General features: G+C 63.5%; 19 protein-coding genes. 11 read left to right on the top strand and 8 right to left on the bottom strand.

All coding sequences use genetic code 11. The annotated features are described in order from the left end of the window. Positions 1-3: 3 nt before the first annotated feature. The 6 genes from FJ434_RS13490 to FJ434_RS13465 form a co-directional block, all read right to left on the bottom strand. Positions 4-486 (bottom strand): (2Fe-2S)-binding protein, encoded by a 483-nt coding sequence (locus FJ434_RS13490; protein ID WP_140502308.1) that lies wholly within the window; start codon positions 484-486, stop codon positions 4-6. A 53-nt stretch (positions 487-539) separates the two neighbouring features. Continuing rightward, positions 540-1,328 carry an FAD binding domain-containing protein gene (locus FJ434_RS13485; protein ID WP_140747663.1) on the bottom strand — a complete coding sequence of 263 codons (789 nt, stop codon included), beginning with the start codon at positions 1,326-1,328 and terminating at the stop codon, positions 540-542. Positions 1,329-1,339: 11 nt separating this feature from the next. Then, positions 1,340-1,783: an SRPBCC family protein gene (locus tag FJ434_RS13480; RefSeq protein WP_140747660.1), complete on the bottom strand. Its 444-nt coding sequence runs from the start codon at positions 1,781-1,783 to the stop codon at positions 1,340-1,342. 115 nt (positions 1,784-1,898) lie between these two features. After that, positions 1,899-2,726: an AraC family transcriptional regulator gene (locus FJ434_RS13475; protein WP_140747657.1), complete on the bottom strand. Its 828-nt coding sequence runs from the start codon at positions 2,724-2,726 to the stop codon at positions 1,899-1,901. 273 nt (positions 2,727-2,999) lie between these two features. Next, positions 3,000-3,998 (bottom strand): ABC transporter permease, encoded by a 999-nt coding sequence (locus FJ434_RS13470; protein ID WP_140502312.1) that lies wholly within the window; start codon positions 3,996-3,998, stop codon positions 3,000-3,002. 52 nt (positions 3,999-4,050) lie between these two features. Beyond that, entirely contained in the window at positions 4,051-4,794 is a 744-nt protein-coding gene (locus FJ434_RS13465) for an ATP-binding cassette domain-containing protein (protein WP_140502313.1), read from the bottom strand. A gap of 449 nt (positions 4,795-5,243) precedes the next feature. Here FJ434_RS13465 and FJ434_RS13460 point away from each other — a divergent pair, with 449 nt between their 5' ends. Together FJ434_RS13460 and FJ434_RS13455 are read left to right on the top strand one after the other, a co-directional pair. After that, a complete protein-coding gene (locus FJ434_RS13460) occupies positions 5,244-6,233 on the top strand; it encodes a sugar-binding protein (protein ID WP_140502314.1) in 990 nt (329 codons plus the stop codon). 186 nt (positions 6,234-6,419) lie between these two features. Beyond that, entirely contained in the window at positions 6,420-7,202 is a 783-nt protein-coding gene (locus FJ434_RS13455; protein ID WP_140713611.1) for a FadR/GntR family transcriptional regulator, read from the top strand. Positions 7,203-7,223: 21 nt separating this feature from the next. On the opposite strand, the gene FJ434_RS13450 is transcribed toward FJ434_RS13455, so the two are convergent. Beyond that, complete coding sequence (locus FJ434_RS13450; protein ID WP_348640969.1) at positions 7,224-8,213, bottom strand: NAD(P)-dependent oxidoreductase; 990 nt, start codon at positions 8,211-8,213, stop codon at positions 7,224-7,226. Between the two features lie 68 nt (positions 8,214-8,281). On the opposite strand from FJ434_RS13450, the gene FJ434_RS13445 reads away from it, so the two are divergent. The 3 genes from FJ434_RS13445 to FJ434_RS13435 all read left to right on the top strand — a co-directional run bounded on the left by FJ434_RS13445 (position 8,282) and on the right by FJ434_RS13435 (position 10,662). Continuing rightward, positions 8,282-9,178 carry an NAD(P)-dependent oxidoreductase gene (locus FJ434_RS13445; RefSeq protein WP_140747651.1) on the top strand — a complete coding sequence of 299 codons (897 nt, stop codon included), beginning with the start codon at positions 8,282-8,284 and terminating at the stop codon, positions 9,176-9,178. A gap of 101 nt (positions 9,179-9,279) precedes the next feature. Then, a complete protein-coding gene (locus FJ434_RS13440; RefSeq protein ID WP_027141552.1) occupies positions 9,280-10,056 on the top strand; it encodes a FadR/GntR family transcriptional regulator in 777 nt (258 codons plus the stop codon). Positions 10,057-10,218: 162 nt separating this feature from the next. Continuing rightward, positions 10,219-10,662: an SRPBCC family protein gene (locus FJ434_RS13435; RefSeq protein ID WP_027141553.1), complete on the top strand. Its 444-nt coding sequence runs from the start codon at positions 10,219-10,221 to the stop codon at positions 10,660-10,662. A 41-nt stretch (positions 10,663-10,703) separates the two neighbouring features. Here FJ434_RS13435 and FJ434_RS13430 read toward each other — a convergent pair whose 3' ends face one another. Beyond that, positions 10,704-10,994, bottom strand: a complete 291-nt coding sequence (locus FJ434_RS13430) for a DUF3175 domain-containing protein (RefSeq protein WP_140747648.1) — start codon at positions 10,992-10,994, stop codon at positions 10,704-10,706. Positions 10,995-11,168: 174 nt separating this feature from the next. Here FJ434_RS13430 and FJ434_RS13425 point away from each other — a divergent pair, with 174 nt between their 5' ends. From FJ434_RS13425 to FJ434_RS13400, 6 genes are all read left to right on the top strand, one after another. Then, positions 11,169-12,398 carry an MFS transporter gene (locus FJ434_RS13425; protein WP_140747645.1) on the top strand — a complete coding sequence of 410 codons (1,230 nt, stop codon included), beginning with the start codon at positions 11,169-11,171 and terminating at the stop codon, positions 12,396-12,398. Between the two features lie 160 nt (positions 12,399-12,558). Continuing rightward, positions 12,559-13,587, top strand: coding sequence for a LacI family DNA-binding transcriptional regulator (locus FJ434_RS13420; RefSeq protein WP_140747764.1), 1,029 nt, complete (start codon positions 12,559-12,561; stop codon positions 13,585-13,587). Positions 13,588-13,871: 284 nt separating this feature from the next. Further along, complete coding sequence (locus FJ434_RS13415; RefSeq protein WP_027141557.1) at positions 13,872-14,999, top strand: sugar ABC transporter substrate-binding protein; 1,128 nt, start codon at positions 13,872-13,874, stop codon at positions 14,997-14,999. A gap of 76 nt (positions 15,000-15,075) precedes the next feature. Next, complete coding sequence (locus tag FJ434_RS13410) at positions 15,076-16,623, top strand: sugar ABC transporter ATP-binding protein (RefSeq protein WP_140747642.1); 1,548 nt, start codon at positions 15,076-15,078, stop codon at positions 16,621-16,623. Beyond that, entirely contained in the window at positions 16,620-17,600 is a 981-nt protein-coding gene (locus FJ434_RS13405; RefSeq protein WP_140747639.1) for an ABC transporter permease, read from the top strand. Before FJ434_RS13410 ends, FJ434_RS13405 begins: the two co-directional genes overlap by 4 nt. After that, positions 17,597-18,583 carry an ABC transporter permease gene (locus tag FJ434_RS13400; protein WP_140502324.1) on the top strand — a complete coding sequence of 329 codons (987 nt, stop codon included), beginning with the start codon at positions 17,597-17,599 and terminating at the stop codon, positions 18,581-18,583. Before FJ434_RS13405 ends, FJ434_RS13400 begins: the two co-directional genes overlap by 4 nt. Position 18,584 lies beyond the last annotated feature (1 nt).

The raw sequence follows: 18,584 nt of genomic DNA, 5'->3' as shown, positions 1-18,584 counted from the left end.
CCCTCAAGCCGCGTTCTGCGAATTGGCGCGGGCGGCGGCGAGCACCGCCTGGATGATCGGCTCGTAGCCGGTGCAACGGCAGATGTTCCCAGACAGCGCCTCGACGACGTCCTCGCGGCTGGGATTGGGGGTGTGGTCGAGCAGCACCTTGGCCGCCATGATCATGCCCGGCGTGCAGAAGCCGCATTGGGTAGCGAATGTGTCGAGAAAAGCCCGTTGCAGCGGGTGCAGCACGCCGCCTTCGGCAAGGCCCGACGTGGTGGTGATCGTTGCACCATTGCAGGTCTCGGCCAGCGTCAGGCAGGAGAGCCTCAACTCGCCGTCGATAATAACGGAGCAGGCGCCGCACGTGCCCTGGTGGCAGCCGCCCTTCGGCGAGGTGTCGCCGATCTTGTCGCGCAAGGCATTGAGCAACGTCGTGGCGCTATCGATGAACTCGGCCTTTTCAGACCCGTTGAGCGTGAATTGAACCGGAACCTTTGCCATTCTTCCTCCTTGCGCGCCTGCCCCGCAGGGCAAGCGCGCGCCCCCACGTGTGATTAGCTGAGCAACAGCCTGCCGAGATGGACCGGCAGGACTTCAGCGCGATACCAGGCGCTGGCGATGGGATCGGTGATGGGCGCGGTGCCTTTGGTGGCGGCGGCCAGCGCTGCCGCGACGCCGTCCGGATCGAGCGTCCTGCCGAGCAGCGCCTTTTCCGCTGCCTTGGCACGCATCGGCCGATCGGCCATGCAGCTGAGCGCGATCCGCGCCGAGGACACGGTCCCGTCTCCAGCCTGTTCCAGAACGACCGCGATGCTGAGCACCGCGACCCCCTTGGGCTTGACCCGCGACACTTTGAGGAAGCGGAAGCTGTCGGCCTTCGTGAAACTGACCGACGTGACGATGGCGCGACTATCGTCCCGTCCGGCCAGGAAGGTCTCGATGGGCGTTTCGCCCTCATCGGTGCCGACCGTAGCATCGAGCGCCAGCAGGGCGACGGCGAAATCACCATAGGGCGCCGGTGCGAACAGATTGCCGCCGACGGTCGCCATATTGCGGATCGCCGGACCGCCGACGGCGCGGGAGGCCTTGGCAAGTGCACCGAGTTCCGGATGGCGGCCGATCTCCGCCATGGTTACCGAGGCGCCGATGCGGACCTTACCGCCGCTGACCGCGATGGCCGACAGCGCCGGGTCGGTCGACCTGACAAGGCCGGAGACCGAGACATCGCCTTCATTGGCCGCGCGGACCACGAGTGTACCCCCGCCGAGATAGCGCGTGCCGGCGGACTTGAGGGCGGCATCCGCGTCCTTCACCGTCGAGAATGTCTGCAATGCCAGCGCCATGGCCCGCTCCTTCAGCTCTGGCCGGCGAAATGGCTCTTCAATGCATTGAAGCCGCCTTGAAAAACATTGGTACCCATGCCCTCGGCCAGCTTGTCGGCTTCCTCCGGGGCCGCGTCGAAGCTGGCGGTCCATTCGGCATAGGTGCGGTTGCCGTCGGTGACGCGCCTGAGCTGCAGCGTCGCCTTGTGGTTGGTGAGCGGCTGCGGTGTTTCCAGGATGGAATAGCTGACCAGGAAATCGTCATCCGAAAAATCGACCAGTTTTTCGCGCAGGCGGGCGCCGCTGGCGAGCTGGAAGTTGCGCACGCAGCCAATCGTGGTGGAATCCTCGCCGTCTTCGATATGGCTTTCGACCATGCGCGGATGCCAGCCCGGCAGGCCGTTGAAGTCGCGTATGCGCGCCCAAACCTTTTCGACCGGCGCGTCGATGACGCTGGAGATGGTGACTTTCGCCATAAAATGTTCCCTTCCGAATGATCGTTGCGGCAAGGGTAGGGCGCCAGAGCGGGCAGCGCTTATCAATGCGTCTTGAGTGTGTATCAACCAGTCTGAAAAACAGATGGCTGCCGGTTCAGGCCGTCGCCCGCGCGGCTTCGCGGTAGAGCGTCGGCGGCACGCCGACATGATCGCGGAAGAAGCGCGAGAAATTGCCTTGCGTGGTGAAGCCGAGATTGCAGGCGACAGAGATCAGCGGCTCCCGCGACCATTGTAGCTGCCGCACCGCTTCCTCCATGCGCAGCGTGTTCCAGTAGACGTTGGGCGTCAGATTGGTCTGTTCTTTGAACAAGGCGAAGAAATGCGGCCTAGACAGGCCAACGGCGCGGGCGACGTCATCGAACGAGATCCGCTCGCAGACATTGGCCTTCATCAGCTGGATCGCCTTGCGGACGCGGAAATCCTGCATCGTGTTTATGCGGCCGCGCGCCTCCTGCGGTGCCGAAGCGTCGGCGGCATCGAGCACGGAGTCGATGAAGCGCTCGATCTCGTAATTGGCGACATCGTCGACGCTTTCATCGTCGGTGAGATGATCGAGCAGGCTGGCGGCGGCCTGGTGCAGCCAAGGCTCGAGCGCGATCGCCGCCTGCGAAAACAGCGGCGCGCTGGACGGCAGGTCGCGGCGCCGGCGCGCCCAGTCCGGGTCGATGTAAAAGGCCAGGAACAGACCCGGCCTGCCATCCTGGGACAGGACGTGGCTATGCGGCTGGAGCGAGTTGATGCCTGCGGCGGTGTCCGGGCCGAGGCGGACCGTCTCGCGGCCGATTGTCATCTCGCCGGCGGTGCCTTCGAGCCAGATGATCAGATGTGCCTCGACATGGGCATGGGTGACGAAGTCGCTCGCGACATTCAGGACAGAAACATGTCCGAACCGGCCCCAGTAGAGCCTGATCGCTTCCGTCATGGGTATATCCTCCCGCAAGCGACTGGCCTCCCTTCGCCTGCAGGGGGATTGTGCGGCTGAGTGCTGGCTCGCGTCAAGCTACGGGCCCGGGGCGTGCGCTCGCAAGGGTTCTTGGCGACGGATTTTCAGACTGAGCGATAGGAGGCGAAAGGAATAGCGCTCCGGCGCGGTGTTCCAGCGGAGTGAGGCGTTGGTATTTCCTGGAACACCCCTCATCCGACCTCGCTTCGCGAGGCCACCTTCCCCCACAAGGGGGGGAAGGTGGATGCAGCGCTAATCGCTGCGCCTGAAATTGCGGATGCGGTCGAACAAAACCGCCAGCAGGATGGCGCCGCCGATGAAGGTGCCTTGCCAGAAGGCGTTGATGCCAAGCAGGCCAAGGCTGTTGCGGATCACCTCGATGAGGGCAGCACCGACGATGGCGCCAAAGGCGGTGCCGACGCCGCCGGCCAGATTGGCGCCGCCGATGACGGTGGCGGCGATCACTTGCAGTTCCATGCCGTTGCCGAGATTGGTGGTGACGGCGCCGAGCCAGCCGGTCTCGATGATGCCGGCAATGCCGGCCGACAGCGCCGAGATCATGTAGACGGCGACCTTGATCTGGCGCACCGGCACACCGGTCAGCGTCGCCGCGTGCTCGTTGCCGCCAATGGCGAAGATATGACGGCCGAACTTCGTCCAGCGCAGGATGAAACCGGTGATCAGCGCCAGCAGGATCATGTAGAGCACCGGATTGGCGATGCCGAACACCCAGGCGCCGCCGCCAAGCGCCAGCAGCTTGTCGTGGTCCGGCCCGAACTGGAACACGACGGTGTTGTTGGAGGCGACCATGGCAAGGCTGCGGGCGATCGACAGCATGCCGAGCGTCACCACGAAGGGCGGAAAGCCCAGGTAGGCGATAAAAATGCCATTGAAGGCACCGATGACGAGCGCGGTGGCGATCGAAGCCAGAATGCCGATCTCGATCGAATAGCCGGCATGCATGGTGACGGCCAGCACCATCGAGCACAGGCACAGCACCGAGCCGACCGACAAATCGATGCCGCCGGTGATGATGACGAAAGTCATGCCGAGCGCGACGATGGCGACGAAGGTGATGTTGCGGGTGATGTTGTAGAGGTTCTTCGAGGTGGCGAAGGCGTCGGTGGCGAAGGACAGGAAAATACAGGCCAGGATGACGGCGATCACCACCCAGAAAGTCTGGCTGGAGAACAGGCGCGACAGGAAGCTGTGCTGCTTCTGCGCGATCGTCTGGTCAAGGGTGACTGCCATTATAGACCTTTCCTGCGCTGCCGATGCGCGGTGAAATCCGGGGTCGCCATTGTCATGCCACCTGCTCGATGGCGCCGGTGATCAGCCCGGTGACTTCCTCGGGCGAACTCAACGCGATCGCCTTGTCGGCGACCTTCCTGCCGCGCCGCATGACGATGACGCGGTCGGCGACGTCGAAGACGTCGGGCATACGGTGGCTGATCAGCACTACCGCGATGCCCTGGTCGCGCAGATGACGGATGAGGTTCAGCACTTCGGCCACCTGCCGCACCGAGATTGCCGCCGTCGGCTCGTCCATCAGCACGATCTTGGCCTGCGACAGCATGGTGCGGGCGATCGCCACCGCCTGGCGCTGGCCGCCCGACATCTGCTTGACGAGGTCGCGCGGGCGGGTCTCGGATTTCAACTCGGCGAAGATCTGACCGGCGCGCTTGTACATCGCGGCATAGTCGAGGATGCGGAACGGGCCGACGCCACGGCGCAATTCGCGCCCGAGATAGACATTGGCCGCCGCCGTCAGATTGTTACAGAGCGCCAGGTCCTGGTGGACGATCTCGATGCCGTGCTGGCGCGCCTCGACCGGCTTGTGCAGGATCAGTTCCTTGTCATCCATCCGCATCGTGCCGTGGCTCGGCCGGAAGTTGCCGGCTATCATCTTGACCAGCGTCGACTTGCCGGCGCCATTGTCGCCCATCAGGCCGACAACCTGGCCCGGTTCGATCGACAGCGACACGTCGTTGACAGCCTGGATGGCGCCAAAATGCTTCGAGATGTTGGTGAGTTCGAGAACCGACACCCGTCTTTGCCTCCCATGTCTGGCCTATCCGCCCACGGACAGGCGACGGCTTCCATCGGCTTTCCCCAGCTCCTCCCGGGGACAGCGATGCGGTCATTTACGCGAATGGCGTCGCGGGCGTCAATTGTCGAACAGGCAATTGTCAGACGAATAGTGCCGTGCGGATTTTGAAAAATCCGTTTTGTAGGACAAATAGCATTGACGTTGGCGGCAAGCCGTTATTAGTTGAGCGTCGGAGGAAGACATGCCGGCTTTGACGACGCCATCGGCGGCGCCAGCGGCAAGAAGGTTTTGGCGATCGTGCAGCGTCGTCGCTGGGAGGGTCGCATCCGAAAATGCTTATCGGCCCGGCCGGATTGAATGGGCGCACGCGTCTCAGTCATCTCGCATCCTGGCTGGTTTGTGTGGCGGGCACGCCGTGTCCGTCTGGTTGCAAAGGGAGGACTGACATGAGGAAAACAGTATTGCTCGCCGCCGTCGCCGCCATGGCGTTGGGCGCCGGGCCGGCTTTGGCCAAGAAGCAGCTCGTCATCGTGGTGAAAGGTCTCGACAATCCATTCTTCGAAGCCATCCACCAGGGCTGCGAGAAATGGAACAAGGAAAACGCCAGCTCGGAATATGAATGCTTCTACACCGGCCCGGCATCGACTTCCGACGAGGCCGGCGAGGCGCAGATCGTGCAGGATATGCTGAGCAAGGCCGACACTGTGGCGATGGCGATCTCGCCGTCCAACGCGCCGCTGATCGCGCAAACGATCAAGAGCGCCAATCCGTCGATCCCGATCATGACCGTCGACGCCGACCTCGCCAAGGAAGACGCGGCACTGCGCAAGACCTATCTCGGCACCGACAACTATTTGATGGGCAAGAAGATCGGCGAGTACATCAAGAAGGCCAAGCCGAATGGTGGCACGATCTGCACCATCGAGGGCAATCCGGCGGCCGACAACATCCTGCGCCGCGCGCAAGGCATGCGCGACGCGCTGACGGGCAAGGAAGGCCTCACGGCACTTGCCGGCGAAGGCGGCTGGACGGAAGTCGCCGGCTGCCCGGTGTTCACCAATGACGATGGCGCCAAGGGCGTTCAGGCGATGACCGACATCCTCGCCGCCAACCCCAAGCTCGACGCGTTCGGCATCATGGGCGGTTGGCCGCTGTTCGGTGCGCCGCAGCCCTATCGCGACCTGGTCAAACCGCTCAAGGACCGGCTGGCCAAGAACGACTTCGTCATCGGCGCCGCCGACACGATCGGCGACGAGGTGGCGATCGCCAGGGATGGCCTTGTCACCGCGCTGGTCGGCCAGCGGCCTTTCGAAATGGGCTACAAGGCGCCATCGGTGATGATCGACCTGGTCGAAGGCAAGAAGGTCGACGATCCGGTGTTCACCGGTCTCGACGAATGCACCAAGGACACGGTCGACACCTGCATCCAGAAGTAGGCCGCGATTTCGGGGCGCTCGCCAACGAGCGCCCCGTTTCCTCAATTCTTCAACAGGACGCCATGGTTGGGGCAATCGGGCCCCGGCTTTGACGCGTCAGTGGTTTGGATTTTCGGCAACGGGATCGGTGCGCCGCGCGGGTTCGGATCAATCCGGGTGACTGGCGGCCGACCTATTGGAACGTGGATGCCGGACGAGAAGGCAAAGAAAAAAACCGGCCGGGCCAAGGCGCAAGCCAGCCACGACCCGGCAGCCATGCGCAGGGCGGATGCGGCGCACTTTCCCGGGTCCAGCGTCCATGCCTCGCTCGCCAGCGAGATTGGTCTCAGGATCGTACGCGGCGACTATCCGCCTGGCAGCATCCTGCCCAATGAGGCCAAATGGGCCGAAACCTTCAATGTCAGCCGTTCGGCGGTGCGCGAGGCAATCAAGATGCTGATGGCCAAGAGCCTTTTGGCGTCGCGGCCAAAGATCGGCAGTTGGGTCGAGCCGAAGGAGCGCTGGAACCTGCTCGACCGCGACGTGCTGGCCTGGTACGCGACCGCGCCGGATCGCGAAGCGTTCCTTCGCACCGTGCAGGAATTTCGCCACATCATCGAACCGGAAGCATCCGCCTTTGCCGCCATGCGGCGCAGCGACGAGCAGATGGCCGAGATTAGCCTGGCTTGCCGCGAGATGGGCGAGGCGGCCAACCTGCCCGAGCGCATTCGTGCCGACACGCGTTTTCATCTCGCCATCCTGCGGGCCTCGGGCAACGACCTTCTGGTGCCGCTCGGCGTGCTGATCGAATCGGCGCTCGACCATCTCTTCGTCTTCACCACGCGCCAGGTCGGCGATCAGCGGCGGGCGCAGAAACTGCACGAGGCGATCGAGAAGAGCATCCGCCTGCAGCGGCCCGCGGCGGCGCGCAACGCCGTGCACAAGCTGCTTGCCGACACCGATGAGGGGATCGGAAGGGGCCGGCGGTAAGGCCCGCCGGCGGTCCGGGTCTCAGATCGTCTGCTTCTTTCCGTCCTTCATCGGCATCAGGTCGACGCCATTCACTTTGGCGATGTGCGTGGCCAGCATCGGCACGAACTGCTCGGCCGGACCGGTTGCGTGGGCGCCGGCGAAGGAGTTCTTGGTGGCGTTGCCGAGCGGGTTGGCGATGCCGGCCGCACCGGCCATCGATTCCAGATAGGTCAGGTCCTTGAAGGCGTTGGCGATGGTGAATTTGTGGGCGTCGCGGTCGCCTTCCAGCGTCCAGCGCATGAACGTCTGGTAGAAGCCGCAATCCATGCGGCCGTTGCGGATCACGCTGTCGAAACGCGGCGGCGAGATGCCGACCTTCTCCGCCAGGGCCAATGCCTCGGAGTAGATCGCGGCATAGCCCAGCGAGATGAAATTGTTGAGCAGCTTCATGCGGTGGCCGTCGCCGGTGTCGCCGATATGGACGATGCGGCCGGCCCAGGTGTCGATCACCGGCTTGACCCTGGCGAAGACGGCGTCGGGCGCGCCGACCATGGCGTCGAGCGTGCCTTCCCAGGCTTCCTTCGGGGTGCGGCTGAGCGGCGCGTCGACATAGTCGACGCCAAGCGCGTTGAGTTCTGCGGCAAGCGCAACCGTCGAGACCGGATCGGAGGTGGAGCAGTCGACGACGACCGACCCCTTCTTTAACCCCTCCTTGAGGCCGCCGGGACCGCGAATAATGGCCTCCACCTCGCGCGAACCGGTGACGCAGATGAAGACGATATCGGATGCCGCCGCCACGTCGCGGGAGGTCGATGCCTCGTGGGCGCCTCGGCCGAGAAGATCTTCCGCCGGTTTGCGGTTCTTGCGGCCGAGGAAGGTCAGGGAATACCCCTTGTCGACGATGTTCTTGGCGATGCCGTGACCCATCAGGCCAAGGCCGACAAAGCCGATCTTCTCACTGGTGGCGGTGGTGTTCATGCTAGCTGTCCTGTTTGCAATTATCGATAATGTTGCCGCTGTTTTAGCCATAGACGGTTGCGGAAAGCAATATTGTCTGACAATACACGTCAATCCCAGGACTTTCGTGGAGACCAGAAATGACGAAGCGGATCATGTTCACCGGCGGCAGCGGCAAGGCTGGGCGCCATGTCGTGCAATATCTGGTGGAGCAGGGCTGCCAAGTGCTCAACATCGACACCAGGCCGCTCGACAATCCCAAGGTGCGCACGCTGATCACCGACATCACCGACAGCGGCCAGGTGTTCAACGCGCTGTCGAGCTATATGGGGCTGCACGAATTCGATCCGTCGCTACGGCCGCAGCCGGTCGACGCCGTGGTGCATTTCGCCGCGATCCCACGCATCATGATCACGCCCGACAACGAGGTGTTCCGCATCAACGCGATGGGCACCTACAATGTGATCGAAGCTGCGGTGAAGCTCGGCATCCGCAAGGTGATCATCGCTTCCAGCGAGACGACCTACGGCCTGGTGTTCGCCAACGAACCACGCGACCCCACGCATTTCCCGCTCGACGAAGATTACGATGTCGATCCAATGGACAGCTATGCGCTGTCCAAAATCGTCAACGAGAAGACGGCGCGCGCCTTCGCGCAGCGCAATGGCACAGACATCTATGCCTTGCGCATCGGCAACGTCATCGAGCCGCATGAGTATTCGCTGTTTCCGAAATGGTTCGCCGATCCGGGCTTTCGCAAACGTATTGCCTGGAGCTACATCGACGCGCGCGACCTTGGCCAGATCACGCTGCGCGCCATCGAGAAGGACGGGCTGGGCTACCAGGTGTTCAATGCCGCCAATGACGACACCTCGTCCGATTTGCCGACCGCCCAACTCCTGAAGCGGTTCTATCCCGGCGTGGCGGTCAAGGGCGAACTCGGTGAATATGAGACGCTGCTGTCGAACCGCAAGGCGCGTGACATGCTCGGCTTCCGGCCCGAGCATAGCTGGCGCAAATACGTCAAGACAGGCTGAGCGTGGTCGAATCACGGCTGGGTTGTGCATAGAAGCCGGCTTTGCCGCCCCACGGCCGCACCGCGCTTGACAGCTTCCCTAAACCGGCCTTTCTGGAACTCATGCGGGACGCGAGGCCGAACAAGGAAAAATCGCCCAAAAAGGCTGTAGCCGCCGAGCGCCCGACCGGCGCTCGCCGGCCCGACGCGGCGCGTATCCCGGGCTCCAGTGTGCATGCGTCGCTGGCGAGCGAGATTGGGCTGCGGATCGTGCGCGGCGATTATCCGCCCGGCACCATCCTGCCCAATGAAGCGAAGTGGTCGGAGACCTTCAGCGTCAGCCGGTCGGCGGTGCGCGAGGCGATCAAGATGCTGATGGCCAAGAGCCTGTTGGCATCGCGCCCCAAGATCGGCAGTTGGGTCGAACCGAAGGAACGCTGGAACCTGCTCGACCGCGATGTGCTTGCCTGGTACGCGACGTCGCCGGACCGCGAGGTGTTCTTGAGGACGGTGCAGGAATTCCGCCACATCATCGAGCCGGAAGCGACCGCCTTTGCCGCCATGCGGCGGACCGACGAGCAGATGGCCGAGATCAGCCAGGCCTGCCGGGAGATGGGCGAGGCGAAAAGTTTGCAGGAACGGACCCGCGCCGACACCCGCTTCCACCTCGCCATCCTGCGCGCCTCGGGCAATGATCTGCTGGTGCCCCTCGGCGTGCTGATCGAATCCGCCTTCGATCACCTGTTCACCTACACGACCCGGGAACTCGACGATTTGCAGCTCGCCCAGAAGATGCACGAGGCAATCGAAAAGAATATCCGCCTGCAGCGGCCCGATGCGGCGCGCAATGCCGTGCGCAAGCTGCTGGCCAATACCGACAACGTCATACGTTCGCGGTAGAATTCACCGACATAGCCATTCGGCACTCAGGCGTTTCCGCCTTGCAGGCCTTCGAAGCAATTCAGGCCGGCATCGCCAAAAAATTCGAGAGCCTGTGTCGGATGGGCTTTGTGGTCCCCGTCCTTGGGGTATTGAACAGGAAACCAGGAAGGAGAATTTGACATGCCCAGCACCGTTCGTCTGCATCGCGTTCTGACCACCAGCCCGGAGAAGGTCTACCGCGCGTTCCTCGAAGCGGATGCGCTTGCCAAATGGCTTCCGCCGAACGGCTTCACCTGCACGGTCCATCACTTCGAGGGCAAGGTCGGCGGCACGTTCAAGATGTCGTTCCGCAACTTCACCACTGGCGACAGCCACTCGTTTGGCGGTGAGTATGTCGAACTCGTCGCGGGCGAACTCCTGCGCTACACAGACAGGTTCGACGATCCCAACCTGCCCGGCGAGATCGAGGTGACCGTGACGCTGAAGAAAGTGTCCGTGGGCACCGAAGTGAACATCACCCAGGCCGGCATCCCTGATGTCATTCCCGCGGAAGCTTGCTATCTCGGTTGGCAGGAGTCGCTACGGAACCTGGCCAAGCTCGTCGAACCCGAGATCAAACAATAGGGCGCCCCATTTAGTCAGGTGCCATTGGCGGGCGAGGGCGGCTAATCCTCCTTTGGACGCCCGAATGCGGCGCGCAGTTCGTCCTTGGCGTCCTCAAGGACCTTCTTGCGCGCCGCGGGCAGGTTTTTGCCGGCCCGGTTGATGTAGAAATTCAGCATCGACATGGCGGACTGGAAGGGCTCGGCCTTACGGCGGTGGCTGTGTTCGGCCGACCGCTTGAGCGAGGCGGCGATCTTCTTGGCGTCGTCGGATTCGAAGACATGCTCCTCGAGATCCATCGCATTGCTGTGCTCGGTCACCTCGGCCGACCATTTCTGCTTGGTGGCGGTCATAGCTGGGACTCCTTTGCAAGGTTGCTGATCGGAAACTCCAGATGTTGGGCGTCGGTTCCCGCATTCGTACCGGCCTGGAGCCACGGATTTGCCCGCTGTGGCGCTGCTGTGCGCCGAGAATGCGTCGATAGTGGCCAAAACAGCAACGATTGAGACCGCCGACAGGAAACGCCTTTGACGCGAACCGACGTGAGCCGGCCCAGCCCCGGCATCGACAGTTCCTATGCCTGGATGCGGCTGGCCATCTCGATGCTGCTGGCGACGATCGGTGCGGTCGGCATGTGGGCCGTTGTCGTCGTGCTGCCAGCAGTACAGGCCGAGTTCGGCGTCGACCGCGCCGCGGCATCCATGCCCTACACCGCGACCATGGTGGGCTTCGCCGCCGGCAATGTGCTGGTCGGCCGCGCCATTGACCGCATGGGCTACTGGATACCGGCGCTGTTTTCCTCGATCGCGCTCTCCGCCGGTCTCCTGCTCGCGGCTCTGTCGACCTCGATCCTGCAATTCACCCTTGCCCAAGGGGTACTGATCGGCGTCGGCACATCGGTGATCTTCGGGCCGCTGATTGCCGATATCTCGCACTGGTTCAACCGCCGGCGCGGGGTCGCCGTTACGGCGGCGGCGGCCGGCAATTACCTCGCTGGAGCGATATGGCCCACCGTCATGCCGACGTTGATCAAGGCGGAAGGCTGGCGCTTCACCTATGCCGCCATCGGCGTCTTCTGCCTAGTCACCATGGTGCCGCTGGTGTTGTTGCTGCGGCGCGGCGCTCCGGAAGCGACGGCCGCCGGCTCGCCCGGAAGTCGGCCGGTGCAGCCGATTTCATTGTCGCCGGCGATGCTGCAGATATTGCTGGTCGTCGCGGGACTGGGCTGCTGCGTGGCGATGTCGATGCCGCAAGTGCATATCGTTGCCTATTGCATGGACCTCGGCTACGGCATGGCGCATGGCGCCGACATGCTGTCGATCATGATGGCCGCGGGCGTCGTCAGCCGGCTTGCCTCGGGCTTTGTCGCCGACCGAATCGGCGGCGTCAAAACGTTGCTTATCGGATCTGTGCTGCAATGCCTGTCATTGCTGTTCTATATCCCGTTCGACGGGCTCGCCTCGCTGTATGTCGTGTCGCTGGTCTTCGGCCTGTCGCAGGGCGGCATCGTGCCTTGCTACGCGATCATCGTGCGCGAATACCTGCCGGCCAAGGAGGCCGGCCAGCGCATCGGTATCGTCATGATGGCGACGATTTTCGGCATGGCGATCGGCGGCTGGATGTCGGGCTGGATCTACGACCTGACGGGCTCCTACGCCGCCGCGTTCCTGAACGGCATTGCCTGGGACCTGCTGAACATACTGGCGATCGGGCTGTTCATGTGGAACGCGAGGCACAGGGCGGCCGTAGCGGCCTGACGAAGGCCAAGCACAGCCACTCAATGGCTCAGCTTGACAACAGGTAGTCACTGCGCGACGCCAGGGGCCGATGGATGCTGAAACAGGCCGGTGAGATGGCGACAGCTGGAAAGATCGCATTGCGGGCGTGCTTGAATGGCCAGGCGCATGGGCCAAGGCCTTGATCAAGCCGCGCTCGCGCCGGGGCGGTGGCCGCCCGACCATATCTGACGTGGCACGCAAGGCCGGCGTCGGCGCCATCACCGTTTCACGCGCGCTGCGCGAGCCGGAGCGCGTTTCCGAGGAACTGCGCCGCCAGATCCTGGCCGCCATCGAAGAGCTCGGCTATGTGCCGGATCCCAACGCGCGGGCATTGGCCTCGGCGCGGGCCGAGGTGTTCGGCGTGCTGGTGCCTTCGCTGACCAACAACGTCTTCGCGGAGGTGGTGCGCGGCATCTATGACAGCCTGTCGGACAGCCCGTTCCGCATCCAACTCGGCAACACGCACTATTCCGGACTGGAGGAAGAGCGGCTGCTGCAGGTGTTTGGCTCCCAGCGACCGGCAGCGCTGATCGTTGCCGGCATCGACCAGACACCTACCTCGCGAAAGCTGTTGGAAAATGCCGGTTGCCCGGTGGTTCAGGTGATGGAGACCGGACCCGATCCCGTGGACATGATGGTCGGTTTCTCGCATCTCGAAGGCGGCATGACGGCGACCCAGCACCTGATCGAGGCGGGGTATCGCCGGATCGGTTTCATCGGTGCGCGCATGGACCCGCGCTCGCAGCGGCGCCTGGCTGGTTACCGGCTGGCGATGGAGAAGGCCGGCCTGCTGGACCCGCGCCTGATCACCACCACGCCGGTACCTTCCAGCGTGCCGCTTGGCCGCGAGCTATTCCGCGATGCGCTTGCCAAAATGCCGACGCTCGACGGCGTGTTCTGCAACAATGACGACATCGCGCTCGGCGTGCTGTTCGAATGCCATCGCGCCTCGATCGACGTGCCGAAGACCATCGGCATTGTCGGCTTCAACGATCTCGACATGATGCAGGTAGCCTTTCCCTCGATCACCAGCATCCGCACCCATCGCTACGAAATCGGCAGGCGCGCGGTCGCCATGGCGCTGGCGGCGATATCGGGTGACAGGCCGGAACAGCGGGTCGTCGACCTTGGCTTCGAGCTCAAGTGCCGCGAGAGCACGGCACGGTGAAGCAGTTTAGAACCTGCTGAAATCAGCCTTTACAGGCATTCCTGGTAGCGCTACCATTCTAGCCAGCGTGAAGTCCAACTGCTGTTTATTATACATAAGCGACAGAATGTTCCTTGTTTATTATTGATAATATGATACTTTCGTTGCAGCTTAAGGAAGCAACGAGGAGGAACAGGTCGGCCGGGGCCACCTGACGTGCGTGGCGGGCCAGGGCGGGAGGTGCTGGGGCGAACATGTACTGCAGCTAAACAAACAAGTCAGAACTGCAACTGGGAGGAATATCGATGATCAAGTCACTCGTTGGTGGCATCGTTGCCGCCACTGCATTCGTCATGTTGAGCTCAGCGGCGATGGCCGCAGGCCCAGAAGTCGTCAAGGGACCAGCAGCCGAGCCGGACTGCTTTGCCCCCTGGGCAGCCGATACGCAATTCTTCAAGTTCCCCAAGAAGGCCGGCCCATACCGGATCGCGCTCGCCAACGGCTATATCGCCAACACCTGGCGTATCCAGATGGTGCAGACCGCCAAGGCGTATGCGGCACAGCCGGATGTCGCCAAAAAGCTGAAGGAATTCAAGGTTGTGTCGACCGGCGAGGACGTCCCGGCGCAGATCTCCGCGATCAACAATTTCATCGATTCCGGCTTTGACGCGATCGTCGTCAACGCGCAGAACCCGACCGCCTTCGGGCCAGTCATCAAGCGCGCCAAGGAGGCCGGGGTCGTGCTGGTCGCCTTCGACAACATTCTCGACACCAAGGATGCCATCAACGTCAATGTCGACCAGAAGGGCCTTGGCGCATTGTGGGGCAAGTGGTTGGTCTCACATGTCCCGAACGGCGGAAAGGTGCTCGAAGTGCGCGGCGTCGCCGGCACTTCCGTTGACACGGACCGTCATGCCGGCATCCACGAAGTGCTCGACGGCTCGGGCAAGAAATGGGAAGTCACCGAAGTGGTTGGCAAGTGGGACGACGGCGTTGCCCAGAAAGCTACGGCGGACGCGATCGCCACCAATGGACCCTTCGACGGCATCACCGGGCAAGGCGGCGACACCGGCATCGTGCAGGCGATGATGGATGCCAAGCATCCATTTGTTCCGTTCGGCGGCGAGACGGAGAACGGTTTTCGCAAGTTCTGTGCCGCGCATGCCGCCGACGGCTTGAAGTGCTCTTCCGCCGGCACCGGCCCCGCCCAGGTGGCCGTGGCAATCAAGACGGCAATCGCGGCCCTCGAAGGCAATGTCGTGCCGCAATCGGTGAAGCTGCCGCTGGCCATTGTCGAGGATCCGAACTTCAAGGCAGGCCAGGATTTCTTCCCCGACCAGTCCGACAATTTCTTCGTCGGCAACTCCTTCCCGACCTGCGGCATCAATTTCAGTGCCCAGGAAATCATGGGGCAGAGCAAGGAAAACCAGTAGTCACTGGCTATCATCTGGCGCCGCGGATGACCCCGCGGCGCCAGCCTGCAATCCCACAATCGCCCGGGGAGGGTTGATGGACGGTGCGGCTCCACTCTTTCGCATGGAAGGCATTTCCAAGCGCTATGGCGGCGTACGGGCGCTGGAAAAGGCCGAGCTGACGGTTTCCACCGGCAGCATCCACGCCATCCTCGGTGAAAACGGCGCCGGCAAGTCGACATTGATCAAGGTCATGGCCGGTGTCGTGGCGCCCGACGAAGGCCGCATGATGCTGGATGGCCGCGAAGTGACCTTCGCCTCGCCCGGTGCGGCAAACAAGGCCGGCATCGTCTGCATCTTCCAGGAATTGTCGCTGATCCCCGAACTCAGCGTCGCCGACAACATCGTCATTTCCGATCCGCCCAAACGCTTCGGCATGATCGACCGCAAGGCGCAGCGGCGCATCGCCGAGGACGCGCTGGCGCGCGCGGGTGCCGGCGATATCCATCCGCTGGCCCTGGTCAAGGACCTGCCGCTGTCACGGCGCCAGATGGTGGAGATCGCCAAGGCGCTGGCCAGGAAACCGCGCATCCTCATCCTCGACGAAGCGACCTCGGCGCTGACGGCGGCGGATGTCGCGAAGATCTTCGGCGTCTTGAAACGACTGCGCTCGGAAGGGCTGGCGCTGCTCTACATCTCGCACCGCATGAACGAGATCGCCGAACTGGCCGACCACTGCACGGTGTTCCGCAACGGCCGTAATGTCGCCAGCTACAAGGCCGGCTCGAAGAGCGACAACGAGGTGGTCGAGCTGATGATCGGCCGCGAATACAGCCATATTTTTCCGCCCAAGCCGGCGGCGGCACCGGCCAGCGCCGCCCCCCGGCTCGAGGCGCGCAAATTGTCCTGGGCCGACCGGCTGGATAACATCTCGCTCACCGTCAGGGCAGGCGAGGTGGTCGGTCTCGGCGGGCTCGACGGCCAGGGCCAGCGCGAATTGCTGCTTGCTTTCTTCGGTGTGCTGCGCGGCCTCTCGGGCGAGGTGCTGATCGACGGCAAGCCGGTGACGATCACCAGTCCAGCGGTGGCCCGCGAGGATGGCATCGGCATGGCGCTCATCCCGGAAGACCGCAAGACCGAAGGACTGATGCTGCCGATGACGGTGCGCGAAAACCTGTCCTTCGCCGCGCTCGACCGGCTGTCGAAAGGCGGCATCATCGATCGCGCCGCCGAACAGCGGCTCATCGACGACATGGTCGGCCTTCTGGCGATCAAGACGGCGGGGCTCGATATTCCGGTCGGCGCGCTGTCGGGCGGTAACCAGCAGAAGGTGGTCATCGCCAAATGGCTGATGCGCCAGCCGCGCATCATCCTGCTCAACGATCCGACGCGCGGCATCGATGTCGGCACCAAGCAGGAAATCTATCAACTGATGCGCAAGCTGGCGGACGCGGGCGCGGCGATCCTGTTCTATTCGACCGACTATGACGAGCTGATCGGCTGCTGCGACCGGGTGCTGGTGCTCTATGACGGGGCGGTCAAGCGCGAACTGGTCGGCGCCGAAATCACCGAACGAGCGCTGATAGCGAGCGCGCTCAACATCCATGGCGAGGAGAGCCCCGTGGGCCTGGGAGCAAGCGTGTGAAAGATTGGCGCTATTGGCTGGCCGAGCAGCGCGGAACGCTGCTGGCGCTCGGCATCTTCATTGTCATGTTCGTCATCTACACCTCGAACCATCCGGCGGGCTTCACCGCCAATGTCGTGCAGACGGCGGCGAACAAGGGCGTGCTGCTCGCCTTCGTCGCCATGGCGCAGACGCTGGTCGTCATCACCTCCGGCATCGACCTGTCCGTCGGCATGATCTTCCTGCTCACCAACTGCCTGGCCTCCTGGCTGGTGGTCGGCACGCCGATGCAGACCACGCTCGGCGTCATCGCCGTGCTGGTGGCGGGACTTCTGTGCGGCGCCATCAACGGCGCCATCGTGATCTATGGAAGGCTGCAGCCGATCGTCGCGACCATCGCCACCGGGGCGGTCTATTACGGCATCGGTCTTTTGCTGCGGCCCTTCCCGGGCGGCTCGGTCAACGAGGATCTGGCCGACGCCATGACAGGACGTTTGTTCGATCTGGTGCCGGCAAGCCTGATCGTGCTGCTGGCGGTCGTGCTGTTGATTTGGGTGCCGTTCAGCCGCTCGGTACTCGGCCGTGCCGCCTACGCGGCCGGCTCTTCGGAAACGGCTGCCTATATGTCGGGCGTGCCGATAAGGCGCGGCAAGTTCGCCGCTTACACGCTTGCGGGGCTGCTGGCCGCGATCGGCGGGCTGTTCCTGACCTTTTTCACCTATACGGGCGAGGCCGCCTATGCCAGCGGCAACGCCTATACGCTGTTCTCGATCGCGGCCGTGGTGCTGGGCGGTGTGTCGCTGTTCGGCGGCAAGGGAAGCGCCATCGGCGCCATCTTCGGCGCGCTGGCCTTCCGCACCATTGGCGACCTTCTGTTCGTGTTCGATTTCGATCCGCTCTGGCAGCCGCTGTTCCAGGGCGTTATCCTGCTGGTCGCCGTCAGCCTCGGCGCCTTTGCCCTGTTTCGGGTCCGCAACCGGCTGGAGTGGTTCCTGTGAGCGATACGACCTTAGGCGGCATTGCCGGCCGCATGCCGAAATTCATCCGCCGCGCCGATCCGGCGGTGCTGACCGCCTTTGCCTGTATCGTGGTGCTGCTGTTGGTGGGCAGCCTCTATTCGCGCAGCTTCCTGTCGCCTGAATATCTCTTGCAGCAGCTCAAGGTCGCCTCGTTCCTGGGCGTCATCGCCACCGGCATGATGCTGGTCATCCTGCTCGGCCAGATCGACCTGTCCGTGCCGTGGTCGGTGGCGGCGGGCGCGATGATGGCCTGCGCGGCGGCCGCCTACGGTCCGGCCGGGGTGGCGCTGGCGATCCCGTTCGGCATCTTCTGCGGCGTGCTGATCGGCATCGTCAACGGCATCGGCGTCGCCTATCTGCGCATCCCCTCGATGATCATCACGCTCGCCACCAACGCCGTCGCGCAAGGGCTGATGGTGGTCTACACCGGCGGTTTCTCGCCGCAGGATTCGGCCACCGGCGCCATGCGCTACCTGGCCACCGGCTTCACCATTCCGGGCGTCCCCAACGCGGTCATCATCTGGGCGCTGATCGGGGCCGCAATGGTGTTCGTGCTGACCCGTAGCGGCTTTGGCCGCGCGGTCTATGGCATCGGCAACCGCGAGCGCGCTGCCTATCTCTCCGGCATCGACACAAGACGCGTGGTGATGATCGCCTTCGCCGTCTCCGGCGGACTCTCCGCCTTTGGCGGCGTGCTGCTGGCCGGCTACGCCTCCAAGGCGGCGCAATCGATGGGTGACGCCTATCTGCTGCCGTCGATCGCGGCCGTGGTGCTCGGCGGCACCTCGATCCTCGGCGGGCGCGGCTCCTATCTCGGCACGGTCGCCGGCGTGATCCTGATCACGCTGCTGCAATCCATCCTGTCGGTCATGCAGATGCCGGAAGCGGGACGGCAGATCATCTATGGCGTCGTCATCGTCGCCATGCTCCTGCTCTATGGCCGCGCCCCGGCGAGCCGCTGAC

Source organism: Mesorhizobium sp. B2-5-13, from assembly GCF_006440535.1.
In the GTDB taxonomy this organism is placed as follows: Bacteria; Pseudomonadota; Alphaproteobacteria; order Rhizobiales; family Rhizobiaceae; genus Mesorhizobium; species Mesorhizobium salmacidum.
This window is presented reverse-complemented; position numbering and strand designations above follow the sequence as displayed.